The following is a 15,855-nucleotide window of genomic DNA, read 5'->3' on the forward strand; positions in this document are numbered from 1 at the left end:
ATTTCTTCTACCTATGACACCAGGGGGTGAAGTCCAAACCTTTGAAACACTGCCTTTGCCCGCTCACTAGTTAAAAAGTCCAGGTAAGTCTGCATTTCTTGGGCATGGGTCGAGGTTTTGACTACGGCAACACCGGATCGGATTGGCTCATAGAGTTCTGCTGCTGCGGTGGTTAATACTTTCACCTTGTCAGAGCTTTTAGCTTCTGAAAGAAAGGTGATGCCTACCTCAGCTTCACCTAGCTCGACAGTTCTCAATACTTCTCTTACATCCACCTTTGTCTGGATTGCTTTTGACTCGACGATCTGAGCAATACCTAGTCGGGTAAGAAGAGCATGGGTATACCTCCCAATAGCCGGTCCCTTGCCGCCTATTGCCACAGTTTTGATGCGATCGCTTGCCAACTCCCGCAAGTCAGAAAGTTGCAAGGGAGAATCCACAGGGGCAATGACGACGATATCGGTAGTCACCAGTTCTTTGCGGCTTGTGGGCAGGATTAACCCTTTAGCTTGTAAATCATCTAGCGGCGGGATCTCTGCAAATAAAACGCCATCAAAGGGTTCTCCCTGCTCAATTGCTGCTTTGGTCGTTTTGCTTCCGGCAAAGGTGTAGTTGAGCACAACATTGGGGTGTTCTTGTTGATAGGTTGCATCAAGCTCTTCCAAAGCACTGCGTACCATGCCCGCCGAGCAGAAATTTAAGGCAATCACCTGGGTTGGAGGCGGAGAACAACTTCCCAACCAGAGAGCAACAATTAAGGTAATCAGACACAAAGCCATCCAGCCGAAGCGTTTCATAAGGGGTGTGGAATTTCTTCTGACACTAGTTTTCCCAAATAGACTCACTAAATTTCGTAGGGTGCAATAAAAAACGTTCCAACCTGTAATAAGGATCATTCTGAGCCAGGATTAAGAGTCTTGGTAACTTTTGGTAATGATGTTCACGGATGTTCTTGAAGGCAAATTACAGAAGGTTTTTAAACATTTTGTCTCTGCTGAGTGGGACTTATGATAAAAACTCAACTCATGCTGCGGGGCTAGATTTTATACAGATGTTTTGTAATTTTTGCGTTACCAGAATTTCTAGCATTTTTTCTGCCCTTAGCATAGCTGCTTTAAAGTGTCCGTCATTGATCGCCAAAATCTGACAAGACCATTAATGTAGTCTCGCTTATTGTCTTGTTTGCGGTTTTATCTCCTAACATTGGCAGGGTACACTTAGACTGTCGAATCGGAATCTCAATCACAAACTCAGCTCCCTGACCGGGTATGGAATGATATCGCAATGAGCCACCATGCTTCTCGGTTACAATCTGGTAGCTGATCGACATTCCCAATCCTGTTCCCTTACCAACTGGCTTAGTTGTAAAGAATGGGTCACACAATCGCTTTTGAACAAATTCTGGGATACCGGGACCGTTATCCACAATTCGGATCTGTACATGGTCTGAACCTACCATCGCTGTAAAAATCCGAATCTCACTGGTCTTTTGCTCAATTTCCTGAAGCGTGCATGATTGGTGTGGTTCTTCGAGAGCATCAATTGCATTGCTAATGATGTTCATAAACACCTGGTTCAGTTGCCCAGCGTAGCACTCAACTAACGGCAGGTTGCCATACTCTTTAATAATTTCAATTCCTGGATGATCGTGCTTGGCTTTCAGCCGATTCTGTAAGATCATCAGCGTACTATCAATGCCTTCATGGATATTTACCGCTTTCATCTCGGCTTCGTCCATACGCGAGAAGTTCCGTAAAGAGAGCACAATTTTTTTAATCCGGTCTGCCCCAACTTCCATTGAACAGAGCAACTTGGGCAAATCTTCTAGTAGGAATTCTAGGTCGATCTCCTCGCTTTTTCCCTGGATTTCTGGCGCTGGGCTGGGATAATGCTGTTGATACAATTGCAGCAGTCCTAGCAGATGTTGAATGTACTCATTGGCAGGCTTGAAGTTGGCATAGATGAAGTTGACTGGGTTATTTATTTCATGGGCTACCCCAGCAACTAATTGCCCCAAACTAGACATTTTCTCATTCTGTACTAGCTGAGTCTGCGTTCGCTTCAGTTCAAGCAACGTAGTTTCTAAATCAGCTGCTTTCTGCCGCAAAGCTTCTTGGGCATCTTTACGAGCACTTATATCACGAGCAATTTTGGAGGCACCGATGATTTTGCCTGTGGAATCTTTAACTGGAGAAATCGTCAGCGAAAGATCAATCAATGTCCCATCCTTGCGTTGACGCACAGTCTCAAAGTGATCGACTCGTTCTCCTTGCCTGAGTTTTTTTAGTATTTGGGGTTCCTCATTGATGCGATCGCCAGGAACAAGCATTGCCATAGGTTGACCAATGACTTCTTGTGCTTGATAACCAAACAGTGCTTCTGCCCCACGATTCCAGCTGACAATCACTCCATCCAAAGTTTTACTGATAATGGCATCATCTGAAGACTCGACAATTGCCGCTAGGCATAACATAGCTTCTTGGGCTTGTTTGTATTCTGTAATATCTGTATGAACTCCAATCCATTCGCGAATACCGCCATCAGGGTTCAATATCGGGAAAGCCCGAACGCTCATGTGGCAATACTCACCGTCATGGCGGCGCAAACGATGTTCTAATTTGTACAAGGTTCGGCTTGCAACTGCTTGTGACCAAACTTTTGCTGTGTGCAACCGATCATCTGGGTGAACCGCATTCAGCCAGCCCCAGCCCTTTAGTTCCTCGAAGGTTTGTCCGGTAAAGGCACTCCAACCTGGCTGCTCATTGATAAATTCACCTTCAGCTTTGGTGTCCCAAATAATTTGAGATATGGCTGTAATCAAGAAGCGGTAGCGTTCCTCACTGTGGCGTAATGCCAGTTCTGCCTGTTTGCGATCTGTGACATCTTCAGCCACAAGCATCACCCCGTTCACAACTCTAGTGCTACTACACCACGGGCGAAGCGTCCACTGACGCCAGCCTGTTAAACCATCAACCTGCTGAAATTGCTCCTCTACACACAATTCAACTGCTGCCATCAAACAGTACTGGTATGCCTGTGTCAATGGTTCACAAAACTGCCGAAAGACCTCTAGATGCGATCGCCCAATAATATCTTGCCCCTCCAGTCCTAGCTCACTCAACCATCCTTGGCTGGTCAGCAAATACTTCATTTCGCAGTCTAAAATTGCAGCCGCAATTGGCAGGTTTTCTAAAAACGAACAGTAGAGATCATCTCGCTGGAGATCACTATTAAAAAAATAATTTTGGCTCATGGCATAATCTGATATCTGATTAATATTTCAGCTTCCAAAAATTTTCATAGTACTTGTATACTATTTTTGCTCCTGTTTTCTGTTGTGATGTTACTAACAACCCCATTTGTAATATTCGTCTGTAACTTCAGTATTCCCAACTAATTAAATCCTGAAACATGATCTCCTATTAAAATAGACAAATAAAAAGCTCTCTCATTAAGAAAAACGGAGCTAAATTACTTTTACCAAACAGGTTTAGACTTTTTAGTTTCGTTATAAATACGCTCACTAGAGCTTAAATTTATTTAATGTGTAGTTAGTTGTATCAGGGTTAGCGCGTCTCAAACCTTATTGACAGTGGGATTCTAGGAGAGTGTTGAATTTGGGAGAGCAGCTGCCAATACAAAAATCCATATACTGATCATTCATCACGGCTCGCCGAGACTTTTGGCGAATACTGCGACGGAAAGATGATTCTCGCTCTAAGGCATTGAGGGCAATGCGACGTAGCTTTAGCATTATTCTGTGGGCTGTGCAGAGAACGAATCCGACATTCATCCTCATTGAAAGTGACATCTAATGTCCAATGAACAGAATTTTCAATACCCCAGTGCTGTCGAATGGCACTACCAATCTTGTGAGCATCGCTGGCGAGACTAGTAATGTAAAATTGCACCTCTTGGGTAGTCTGATTCCAATGCCGAATCGAACGTACTACCATAACTACTGTTGTCAGACCAGCCCACAAATCTTGTTCATGAAATCCAGGAAGTTTTGACACTGGCATGGTGTAAACCTGACGATTTTCGATTCGGTGATGCCCTTTTTCTACCCGTTGAATAATATTCACATTAACATCTTTAAACCCGAGAGATTGTGCTATTTCAAAGCAATTTTTTACTTGTTGGTGCAGGCGATTTTCTACGATTATTGGGCTGATGGGGGGAATTTCTACAATCTGATGACGTAAGGATTAAGTAGGTGGGCGGAGGAAAACCCAAATGTGTAAAGCAATGTTAACAATGAGAGTAATTGTTAAACTTGAAACGTTCTGTACGGTAATTATTTTGTTCTCCTCTAGTATCTATCCCATCAATCACTGCATAAGCTAGGTCTAATTCATCATCAAACATCTGTCCAGAAATTTCACGTCTACGCTTTTGTAGAGCAGTTAGTGATTGAAAAGTTCCACGGCATTGGGGAAGTTAGGGCGGCGAAGATGCACTCGCTCGGCATTAATGCTGGGATGGATTTAAAGGGGCGATCGCTGACTGAGTTAACACACCACTTTGGTAAAGCAGGTAATTATTACTACAGAATTGCTAGGGCAGAGGATGACCGTCCAGTAGAGGCGAATCGAGTTCGGAAGTCGATTGGTGCAGAAAATTCGTTTGCACATAATTTAAGCGATGTTGGTCAGATGTTACAGGAACTCGAACAGATTGCCCAAATTGTCGAGCAAAGGTTAGAGAAGCATGAAACACGAGGCCGCACATTAACGTTAAAAGTCAAGTTCTCTGATTATCAGCAGTTAACCCGTGGTAAGACAATGCTTGCTCCCATCAGTGGGTTGGATACGATTTTTGAATTAGCCAAAGCACTGTTTGAGTCGATTGACCTAGAAAATCGCAGTATCAGCTTCATGTGAAGGTGAATTGCTCGAAATTTAGTCCAGGGCAGCGATTGGATTTTAAAAATGATTTCGAGTCAACTGTAACAAGATAGCCTCAAGACTTTGTGGTGCATGGTTCGTGGTGCGTTGGTGTTCTTGAAAATTTCGTTGATGTATTTCGTGGCTTTTGCGTAATTCAAGCAGTACATTGTCCAAAATTGCGCTAGAAATACTTATGTACTAAGTTCTTAAAGAAACTTCGGATCTAAAAATGTGGTATATTAAGTTTTAGAAGCGTAAACCATTTTAATAACTTGATAGTTGCTGCTGAAATTCATGCAGAGATACGGGTTTGGTCTTGAACTAGTGAAATCTTATGCGAACGAGCGAACAAATCAAGGCAGAAATCAAAGAAAAATTTGGTTTTGTACCACCCTTCTTTGAATCGGCAGAAGAGAACATACAGGTATTGGAAAACCTTTGGCAACAAACTGTTTGCGCCTATGTAAACAATCCGTTGTCGTTAGTATTCAAAGAGAAACTCTCTGCGTATCTATCACGTTACTGTGCTATGCCTTACTGCATGATTTGCCATAGTTGTTCGTTATATTCTCTTGGGGTAGAAGCATCAAAGGTTTTAGAGATGATTGGCTCACCGCCTCCGGCAGAAACAGATATTGAAATACACCTTTGTCTACTAAGGAATTCAATTAATGAGTTAATGGACTTATCTTCTTTAAGTCCAATAGTTGAAGAAAGTCTACTCTATTGTTCAATTTATATGTTCCTTGAACCAGAGCAGTCTCAATACTGCCGGAGTGAACTGCGGCTTCTGCTTGGGAGCGTAAATTATCAGCATCTAGTGACGTTTGCTGGCTATGTAAAAATGTGTCATGTGTGGGTAGAAAGTCACCCGGAAGTGAATTACCAAACAGACAAACGAGCTATTGAGCATTTGGAGAAACTAGTACAAGGAGAGCCAGGTTTAAGTGATTTTTTTAGCAACTACATCAATAAAGTTAGGCATGAACGTGAGAAGAGAGCAGAACAAGTAGCTCAAAAAGCCAAGTACCAGCGTATTCAAGAAGCATTGCAACAAGTCAATGGTGAATTAGAAGAAAAAGTTAAGCAGCCAACTGCCGAGTTATCAGATTTTAATATGTTATTAAAACAAGAAATTGATAAGCGTCAGCAGGCAGAAGCACAATTACTTCATGTAGTTTTTCATGACTCATTAACAGGTTTACCGAACCGAACCTTATTTATACAAAGACTAGAGCAGGGTATCGAGCGAGTCAAAAAGCAGCCAAGCGTAGGACTTGCCCTACTATATCTAGATTTAGATCGTTTTGGGGTGGTTAACAATAGTTTAGGATACACGAGTGGAGATCAATTACTAATTGCTTTTGCTCGGCGGCTTGAAATCTGTGTTAGGTCTCAAGATATATTTGCGCGTTTAGAAGCAGATGAGTTTGGTATTTTACTAGAAGATATTCAGGCTCTTAGTGATGTGATTGGTTTTGCTCAACTGCTGCAAGAAAAGTTAAAGATGCCTTTTTATTTAGGTTCCCAAGAGGTATTTATAAGTGCAAGTATTGGCATTGCCTCAACTACGGTAGGGTATGAACAGGCACAGATCCTTGTGGGCAATGCTAATATTGCAATGCATCGTGCCAAGAGTTTAGGTAAAGCGAGTTACAAGGTGTTTGACACACCCATGTTCATGGAAACTAACAAGCTATTGCAGTTAGAGTCCGACTTGGAACGTGCTGTTGAGAACCAAGAATTCCGACTTGCTTACCAACCCATTGTTTCACTCTCAACCAATAATCTTATTGGCTTCGAGGCATTAATCCGATGGCAACATCCACGAAGAGGTCTTGTATTTCCAGGGGAGTTTATTTCAGTAGCAGAAGAAACAGGAATGATTGTAGACATCAGCTACTGGGTACTTCGAGAGGCTTGCCGCCAATTATATGTATGGCAACAGAAGTTTTTGAATGACCAGTTGGCAATTAGTGTTAATATTTCTAGCAAACAACTTTCGCAATCAAATCTCAATCAAGAAATTCGCCAGATTTTAGAGGAAACGAACTTAGACGCACGCAACTTGAAGCTGGAGCTTACTGAAACCACGATCGTCGAAAATAGTCAATCTACAATAGAAAAGCTTTGGCAATTAAAAGAAATGGGAGTGCAATTGCATGTAGATGATTTTGGAACAGGCTATTCCTCGTTAAGCTACCTGCATCATTTCCCCATAAGTGTGTTGAAAATTGATCGCTCGTTTATCAATCGGATAGATACTAATAGCAAAAATGCAGAAATTGTGTCCACAATTATCACCCTAGCCCATAATCTTGGCATAGACGTAACAGCCGAAGGAATAGAAACACTAGAGCAATTGGAGCTACTTCAGAAATTGCAATGCAAATATGGTCAGGGATATTTATTCTCGAAACCAGTTAAAGCTTCTGCTGTAAAAAGCAAGCTGAGACCATTTCTGCATGAAGATAGGTCATATAGATGGGTGCATTGAGTAATTTAGTGATGAGTTGTCCGTAAAGGGGTAGTGATAAATATGTAGTGAAATCTGATATTTTCTAACTCAATTATTCGTTTGTAGCTATTAAAATTTTAATTATATTTAACTAACTAATTGAAAATTCTCTAAATATAGAGTTTTTAAATATATAATTTAGCTAGAACGTGTTACATATTATATGTAATAAAGTCCCAGTGTTTTTAAATTCAACTATTTCAGCGTTGATGTCAGTCTCCACACCTACTTGCCCCAATTGTGGTTCTCAACACACTGTCAAAAATGGGAAGATTCATAATCAAAAACCAAAATATCAGTGTCAAAACTGTAAAAGACAGTTTATAGAAAATCCCACCAATAAAGTTATTAACAAAGATACTATAGAACTGATTGATAGACTTTTACTTGAGAAAATACCTCTAGTAGGTATTGCTCGTGCTGCTCGTGTTTCAGAGACTTGGTTGCAAAAATATGTGAATAATAAATATACCCAGATTCCTACTCATGTAGATGTTTCAGCCAAACCAAGAGGTAAATTGATTATTGAATGTGATGAGGCTTGGTCATTTGTAGGTCATAAGAATAACAAGCAATGGATTTGGTTAGCTTTGGATAAAAACACTAGAGAAATAGTTGGAGTTTACATAGGCGATGCCTACGGCGGCAAGCTACGCAGTGAAGATGGAGCCAGGGGATTATGGAATTCTCTACCACCAGTTTATCGCGGAGCCGGAGACGCTCCGCCTCCGGTCAATGTGCTGTTTGCTATACAGATTTTTGGGCGGCTTACGCACAAGTTATTCCTAGCAAACGTCATCAGGCAGTAGGGAATATTGTGGCAAGACTAACCATATTGAACGCTTTAATAATACAATGCGTCAAAGAATTTCTCGTTTGGTTAGAAAGACTTTATCCTTCTCTAAAAAGTTAGATAATCATATTGGCGCTATTTGGTATTTTATTCATCATTATAATTCTTGCTGTTGCGCCTAAATTTATTATCAATACATATTTACCACTACCTATTTAACTTTATTCGAATATATTTATGCTGAAGCGAAACTTTTATAAGATTTTCAATACTTAATGTCTTGCACCTTGATTGCGAGGCTGTGGCTGATACGCCAACTATTCTGAATGTTAAGCTCTAAGCCGACTTGACCTTTTGACTGATAGGAATTTCAATTTGAAACTCGGAGCCTTCTCCCAGAACTGATAAACATTTAAATTTTCCTTGATGCTGATCCACTACAATTTGGTAGCTAATTGATAATCCTAGTCCTGTACCATCCCCTACTGGTTTAGTCGTGAAAAAGGGGTCAAAAACTCGTGTTCTGATACTTTCTGTTATTCCTGGGCCATTATCTTTAAAGCAAATTCTCACACAGTTATTTTCTATTAATTCAGTGCAAATAGTGATTGTACTAAAATTAGTTTCTAACTGCTCTTTTAAAATATTATTATATTTTTGATTCAAGGCATACATAGAATTATCTAAAATGTTCATAAATACTTGATTTAATTGTCCGGCATAACATTCAACTGGGGGTAATTCACCATATTGTTTGACAATTTCAATGGCTAATTGCTTATATTTAGCTTTGAAACAACTCTGTGAAAACAGAAGAGTGCTATCGATTCCCTCGTGAATATTAACCAATTTCATCTCGGCTTCATCAAGCCGGGAAAAATTTCTTAAAGCTAGCACTATTTCACGGATGCGGTTAGCACCTACTTTCATTGACATTAGCGTTTTGGGTAAATCATCATAAATATAATCTAGGTCAATTTCTTCTATCCACTCAGAGATTTCTATATCTGTACCTCTGTAGTCTTGCCGATAAAGATTGATTAATGAAAGTAAATTGGTCACATATTCATCAACATGGGTGAGGTTCCCAAAGATAAAATTGACAGGGTTATTAATTTCGTGAGCAACACCTGCCACTAATTTACCAAGAGAAGACATTTTTTCCGCTTGAACTAATTGAGATTGGGTATGCTGCAACGACTGTAAAGCTTTACTGAGGTCTTGAGTTCTTTCCTCAACCCGGCTTTCTAAGGTTTCACGAGCTAAGTTGAGTTCATGGGTGTATTCTGCTATGCGTTGAATGAGCTTATTGAAAGAGTTAGCTAAAACTCCTATTTCATCTGCGGTCATTACTGGAGCTAAGATATCAAACTTTAATTCTTCAGTTGTTCGCTGGGCAACATTAGTTACAGCTTTGATTGGGGCAGTAAGTAGACGACTTGTGTAAATTGCCAAAGTTGTAGCAATTATTATTGATAAAATAATACTAATACTAATCAGCCAGAATCTAGCTTTTAAGACATTTTGTAAATGAATTTCTGCATTTTTATTATCTTGATAAGAAGCAGAGATAACTTGAGTTAGATCATCATCTATCATATCGTATTTAAGTGCTATACGGCTAGTAGAAAAGTTTGATAAAAGTTTTTGCGTTGCTTGTATATCTTTTAATTTCACATCTTCAGAGAGAATTTTTTCTACTAGCGTATTTACTTGTTGAATATATACATTTGGGATAGTAGAGTAAGTTTTCAAAAAGCTGGGTATACCTTCAGCATGGTTTTCCTGCTGATAATTTTTAGTATTTATATAAGACTCAAGATCAGACCAGGCTTTTTTGATTTCAATAGCATAACTAGAAAAGTTAGAATACTCCTTCTTCAAAAGTTCAGGTTGATTAACTAAATAGATAAATTGTTGTTGGGATGTCCTTGCCTGTAGTACAGTAGCTTGCAAGCGGTAGAGCAGGCTAATTTCATATTGAGCATTACCTTTTTCCTGTTGTGCTGGAGTTTGGTAAAAATCTCCAATGATTAGTCCAGTAACTGTACCCACAATAGCAATACTGAGGCTAAGTGCATATCCATAAGAAATTTTCTGACCAATACTAAGATTGTGAGTTACTTTCGCAAGCAAACGATGAGGCAGTGTTATGAAATCATTCATAATTATGAAGAATTTGGTTGATATTTCCTTATACCTTGATGTAGCTTTGGCTCCTTAAGATTAATGGATAGTAACTCTTGTAAAAGTTCCTAACAGTTTTTCAGCATTAATACGTGTTAAGGTTTGTCACACTACTAGTTGCTTAATCAGTTATTCTAATAAGTATAGGTATAAAAAAGGTAAAACTGCTACATAAATTATATTGAAAAATAATACTTTTACAATACCTTCGCCAATTTACGAAGCTGAGTTGATATATTAACGTCCTGTTCTCAAAGGTTTGGCAAAAACAATAAGCCCTAAAAATTCCTTTAAGGTATTCCCAGCAGTATCAAGGGTTTGATCTGACAAGCCACCCTGTCAGCTAAACCCTTATCTATGAGTTGTTTTGCCGTTTTTGCCAAAATTTTTGTAGGCTATTATTTTGGTAAAGGTATTGTTTTAGTGAGCTAATATAATCACAGAAATACCGAAATTTTCAAGGAGTTGATAAAAACTATTAATCTCAACTGTAAATTTACTGAATTCTGCCTAATTTCATAAATGTTCTTAAATTATTTGGATATTATTTGGCATCTTTTGATCTGGCAAAGGACAGGAAATCTTCAATACACTACACTAATCACAAACCTATAGAGACAATTAGCGTCCTCCACTACGTAAACAAACGCAGTGCCATTGGCGTTCGTTTTGGTGTCGCAGACAAGCCTCTAGTACCGAATCTCCGGCTTGTTAAGCCTAAAAGTAGGTAGTGCACGGGTTGCAGAGGGGCTATTGAGGTTCTTGAGGTGGAGGGGATGGGGAAGTAGAGGAGCTCTTGAGGCTCTTAAAGCAAGAAACTATTAATCAAAAACTCTTTCCTGCAATTCTCCCCCTGCTCAAGAACTGCTGCCTCGACCATTTACCTTTACAAGCGTGCCATTCCCTCTAGTACCACTTCTCTACGAGACGCTGCATGAACGTGGAAGCAAGCGTTAGCGTTAGCATTTCCATTGGCATAGCCTCTTACGAGTGGGAGAAGGAGAAGATAAGGCGATCGCGGATTGTCTTACTGACTTTTCCCGCTATCTCGTTGATTGAGCGTAGACGCTTTGTGGTGAAGCAGTTCAAGGAGATAGCGGGAAAAGTCGAGTTGAAACTGCTTCACCCGGAGGGCAAGTCATAGACATTGCTTACTGATGGTAACACGGTTCGGATAAGCATTTTTCACTTTCCTTGTAGTCTGGGGAATGGGGTTTCGGGTAAAGTGTAAAAAATATATTCAAAACCTTTCTTCTTGTAACTGAATTGTATTGCCTTGCCAGGGATAAGGAATTGGGTAGAAAGTAAACAGATTACTTCGGAAGCTTACTGCCCCTGAGCAGACAGCACCTTGCGAAAAACGATCTTGTCGAAGAAATATTAAACTGATTTTTGGGTTAATTAGCAATTGCTTGGCTTGAATTGGGAATTCTAAGGCCGGGTGAAAATAATTTCTAGTACAAATGGTTTTTAAACTTCGCTTGATTGCAATGAGCATTCTGCTCTTTGTCAGATTTACTTGATCAGCAAACCGTTAAAAAAGTCCCTGTTAAGGGAAAACTAAAAGTCAGATCATATTTTGATTACATCAAAATAGGCATTTCTTATTAAATCTGGCAAAAAGCTAGATATTAAGTGATTTTTTGGAGGAATTAGCAATTCAAAGCCCAGCTTCTGGCTTGAGTGGAGTAATGTTCGCTGTGAAAATATCCTGAGAAGGACTGAATTTTTGGCAGGGGAGATAACCGTATTTTTACTATTACTCTCAACAGTAATTAATTAGCAAAATAATAAATACATAAATCTCTAAAAATACTCAAATATTTAATTGTACTCAAGTATGGAATTCCTCACAAACCAAGTAAGCCAAACTCAAGAAATATTATTGCATCGGATTGCCAGCCGTATTCGACAGTCTTTAGAACTACAAGAAATTTTATCAGCGACGGTTGCAGAAGTGCGCTCATTTTTAGGCACAGATCGCATCAAAATTTATCAGTTTCAAGCGGATGGTCATGGGTTAGTAATTGCTGAATCGATTCAAGAAGATCGTTTACCACCGCTTTTAGGATTAAACTTTCCCGCAGATGACATACCACCTTATGCGCGCGAACTGTTTGTGCGAGCGCGTCAGCGATGTATTGTTGATCTAACAACACAAGAAATTGGGATTAGTCCTCTGGATTGCCCAGAAACAGGTAAACCATTAGAGCAGCAAGATATTCGCTATCGTCCGGTAGATCCTTGCCATCTGGAATATCTGACAGCGATGGGAGTCAAGTCTTCAGTTGTAGTCCCGATTGTTTTAAAAAATCAAGAAACAGGGAAAGACTCATCACCTAATGTGATGGAATCATCTCAATTGTGGGGATTATTAGTATCGCACCATTCCCAAGCGCGAGTCGTGACACAGCAGGAATTATTGTTAATTCAGTCGGTGGTAGATCAAGTAGCAATCGCCATATCGCAATCGATTTTACTGACTCAAGTACGAGAACAAGCCCGTCAAGAAGCAATTATTAACAAAGTTACTGAGCAATTACATAGTACGCCTGTTGCTCAGTTGCAAACTGCCTTGGAAGAAACAGTAGCTGCGTTTAATGGTTCTGGAGGACGACTCTATTTACTACCAGACGACGAACAAACAGCAAAACTCTATACTTTTGGGTTACAGCCTAATCAACTAGATATTGGGCAAGAGCAAACACCAAGCCCTTTGACTCAAGAGCTATCGCTGGTAGATCGGGCATGGGTTTCACCGATGGAAAGAAATAACGAAGTTTTACTCTTAGCAAACTTAAGAGAAGGTTCTGATGTCTTGAGGAAGGGTAGACCTATTGAGGAGCATCGATTATGGCAGAAATATCTGTTTGCAAGTATCTGCCCTCCTGAGAATCTAGAAAACCCCAGTCATAAATCATGGTCAGTGAATTGGATGAGGGCGATTTACGCTTTAACTCCTCCAGTTAACGAACTTAGTTATGACTCGAATTTATGGGCGATTGCGGATCTTTATAAAGAACCGTTATTACGCTCAGTTGCTCCCTGCTTTCAAACAACGCAAGTTCGGGGTTTATTAATTGTACCGCTACAGCACGGTAGTACAATTGTTGGCTGCTTAACTATCTTTCGAGATGAGGTCGATATTGAAACGATTTGGGCAGGCTGTGTGGATACTGATTCTCGTCAACTGATGCCGCGTCAGTCCTTTGCTGCATGGCGAGAACTGAGAACTGGGCAAGCACAGCAGTGGTCTGAGTCGGAAATCAAATTGGCTCAAGCTTTAGGTGAACGCTTTGCCACAGCAGTCAAGCAGCATCGACTTTACGAACAAGTGCAAGCTTTGAATGCCAATCTAGAGCAGCAAGTACGAGATCGGACTTTAGAACTGCAACAGACTAATACCGATTTGCAACACTCAACAATTGAGCTACAGCGTTCAGTTGAACGTCAGCAAGCCCTGGCGCGGATTATTGCTAATATGCGTCAGTCACTCGATGTGACGACTATTTTCCGCACCACCACTCAAGAAGTTTGCCAATTGCTAGAGTGCGATCGCTTAAGTGTCTATCGCTTTAATGCTGACTGGGGAGGTGAATTTGTCGGTGATTATGAAACGGCAAATCCGCGATGGGGACGAAGTATCAAGCTTGGCGTAGGTATGGTATGGGATGATACGTACTTACAGGAAACTCAAGGTGGACGCTATCGTAATAATGAAACTTTTGTCGTTGATGATATACACAGCCAAGGATTTACCCAGTGCCACATTGAGATACTAGAACAATTTCATGTTCAAGCTTTCATGATTGCACCAATTTTTGTCGGGCAAGAACTATGGGGCTTATTAGGAGCATATCAACATTCCAGCACGCGGCATTGGCAAGCTTCAGAAATTGAGTTTTTTACACAAATAGCAACGCAATTGGGAGTGGCATTACAACAAGCCGAATACTTAGAGCAAGTACGAGCGCAAACCAGAAAGTTAGCCCTTGTAGCAGAGCAGCAGCAAACTTTAGCCAGTGTAATTACCAAAATTCGGGAATCGCTAGACTTGAATGCGATTTTTGAAACTACCACTCAAGAACTCCGTCGAGTACTCAATTGCGATCGGGTTGTGATTTTCCGTTTTTATTCCGAATCTAATTATGATGGCGGCGAAGTGATTGCAGAAGATGTTGCAGAGCGTTTCTTATCGACATTAACAGCGAAAGTATACGATCGCTGTTTAGGACAGGAGCATATAGAAAAGTTCTGCCAAGGCTACGTTCATGCCGTGACCGATATTTATAACAGTGAGTTAAATGAGTGTTATGTTTCAATGCTATCTCGTTTCCAAGTTAGAGCGAATTTAGTCATTCCGATGCTCAAGCAAGGGCAGCTATGGGGATTATTAGGTATTCATCAATGTCAAAAATCTCGTGAGTGGCAAGATTCAGAAATCGAATTTGTTCGTCAAATTGCGGCTCAGTTAGGAGTAGCTTTGCAACATGTGGTACTGCTTAACCAGACACAGCAACAAGCGATACAACTTGCTCAGGCACTAGAGCATTTGCAGCAAACTCAAGCTCATCTACTTCATTCTGAAAAAATGTCTTCTTTGGGATTATTAGTAGCAGGAGTTGCCCATGAAATTAATAATCCAGTTAACTTTATCTCTGGCAATCTCAGTCATCTTCATGAATATACGCAAAGCTTAATTAAGATGTTAAATATCTATCAGCAGATATATCCTCAACCTCATCCAGAAATTGAAAAACAAGCAATTTTATCAGACTTAGAATTTATTGCCGAAGATTTGCCGAAACTGTTTTCTTCGCTGAAAATAGGGGCCGAACGAATTGGTGAAATTGTTCTTTCCTTACGAAATTTCTCGCGGCTTGACCAAGCTCAGGTAAAACCTGTGGATATTCATGAGGGACTCGACAGCACTTTATTAATATTGCAGCATCGTCTGAAAGCTAATTCGTTACATTTAGGGATTGAGATTGTCAAACAGTATGCCTCTTTACCGTTGATAGAATGTTTTGCTGGACAACTTAACCAAGTATTTATGAACTTGTTAGCAAATGCGATCGATGCAGTGGAAGAGCCCTGTCGTCAGCCTGCTAAGTCGGATAAAGACAAACACTATCCCCGAATTACTATCAAAACACAACTTATAGCAAATGATTGGGTTCAAATCTACATCAAAGATAACGGAGTTGGCATGACAAAGGCAGTACAGGCGAAGTTATTTGATCCGTTTTTTACCACAAAGCCTGTTGGTCAAGGTACAGGTTTGGGACTCTCAATTAGCTACCAAATTGTAGAAAAGCACGGAGGGAAATTACAGTGCCTGTCCCAACCTGGTGAAGGGGCACAGTTTGTGATTGAAATTCCAATTAAACAATCCGAAAGGGAACTAGCAAACGTACTTATTGATAAAAAAGAAAGTGACACTGATAACTCTTAAGTTTCTTTGACTA

General features: G+C 40.2%; 8 protein-coding genes and 1 pseudogene. 5 read left to right on the forward strand and 4 right to left on the reverse strand.

The genetic code is table 11. The features are described 5' to 3' along the window. Positions 1 to 11: 11 nt before the first annotated feature. The 3 genes from modA to NPUN_RS34395 form a co-directional block, all read right to left on the reverse strand. On the reverse strand, positions 12 to 797 hold the full coding sequence (gene modA, locus NPUN_RS34385; protein WP_167315710.1) for a molybdate ABC transporter substrate-binding protein: 786 nt from the start codon (positions 795 to 797) through the stop codon (positions 12 to 14). A 329-nt stretch (positions 798 to 1,126) separates the two neighbouring features. Beyond that, positions 1,127 to 3,253, reverse strand: a complete 2,127-nt coding sequence (locus tag NPUN_RS34390) for a PAS domain S-box protein (protein ID WP_012413022.1) — start codon at positions 3,251 to 3,253, stop codon at positions 1,127 to 1,129. A 403-nt stretch (positions 3,254 to 3,656) separates the two neighbouring features. Further along, on the reverse strand, positions 3,657 to 4,193 hold the full coding sequence (locus tag NPUN_RS34395) for an ISAs1 family transposase (protein ID WP_336884959.1): 537 nt from the start codon (positions 4,191 to 4,193) through the stop codon (positions 3,657 to 3,659). Positions 4,194 to 4,409: 216 nt separating this feature from the next. Here NPUN_RS34395 and NPUN_RS34400 point away from each other — a divergent pair, with 216 nt between their 5' ends. The 3 genes and pseudogenes from NPUN_RS34400 to NPUN_RS34410 all read left to right on the forward strand — a co-directional run bounded on the left by NPUN_RS34400 (position 4,410) and on the right by NPUN_RS34410 (position 8,382). Continuing rightward, positions 4,410 to 4,883, forward strand: coding sequence for a DinB/UmuC family translesion DNA polymerase (locus NPUN_RS34400; RefSeq protein WP_052304733.1), 474 nt, complete (start codon positions 4,410 to 4,412; stop codon positions 4,881 to 4,883). A gap of 340 nt (positions 4,884 to 5,223) precedes the next feature. Then, on the forward strand, positions 5,224 to 7,386 hold the full coding sequence (locus NPUN_RS34405) for a bifunctional diguanylate cyclase/phosphodiesterase (RefSeq protein WP_012413023.1): 2,163 nt from the start codon (positions 5,224 to 5,226) through the stop codon (positions 7,384 to 7,386). A 230-nt stretch (positions 7,387 to 7,616) separates the two neighbouring features. Continuing rightward, positions 7,617 to 8,382, forward strand: a pseudogene (locus NPUN_RS34410) (IS1 family transposase). A 154-nt stretch (positions 8,383 to 8,536) separates the two neighbouring features. On the opposite strand, the gene NPUN_RS34415 reads toward NPUN_RS34410, so the two are convergent. After that, positions 8,537 to 10,366, reverse strand: coding sequence for a sensor histidine kinase (locus tag NPUN_RS34415; RefSeq protein ID WP_012413024.1), 1,830 nt, complete (start codon positions 10,364 to 10,366; stop codon positions 8,537 to 8,539). Between the two features lie 955 nt (positions 10,367 to 11,321). On the opposite strand from NPUN_RS34415, the gene NPUN_RS34420 reads away from it, so the two are divergent. Further along, entirely contained in the window at positions 11,322 to 11,531 is a 210-nt protein-coding gene (locus NPUN_RS34420; protein ID WP_041566581.1) for a hypothetical protein, read from the forward strand. 696 nt (positions 11,532 to 12,227) lie between these two features. Continuing rightward, complete coding sequence (locus NPUN_RS34430) at positions 12,228 to 15,842, forward strand: GAF domain-containing protein (protein ID WP_012413026.1); 3,615 nt, start codon at positions 12,228 to 12,230, stop codon at positions 15,840 to 15,842. The last annotated feature ends 13 nt before the right edge of the window (positions 15,843 to 15,855 follow it).

This window comes from Nostoc punctiforme PCC 73102, assembly GCF_000020025.1.
GTDB classification, from domain to species: domain Bacteria; phylum Cyanobacteriota; class Cyanobacteriia; order Cyanobacteriales; family Nostocaceae; genus Nostoc; species Nostoc punctiforme.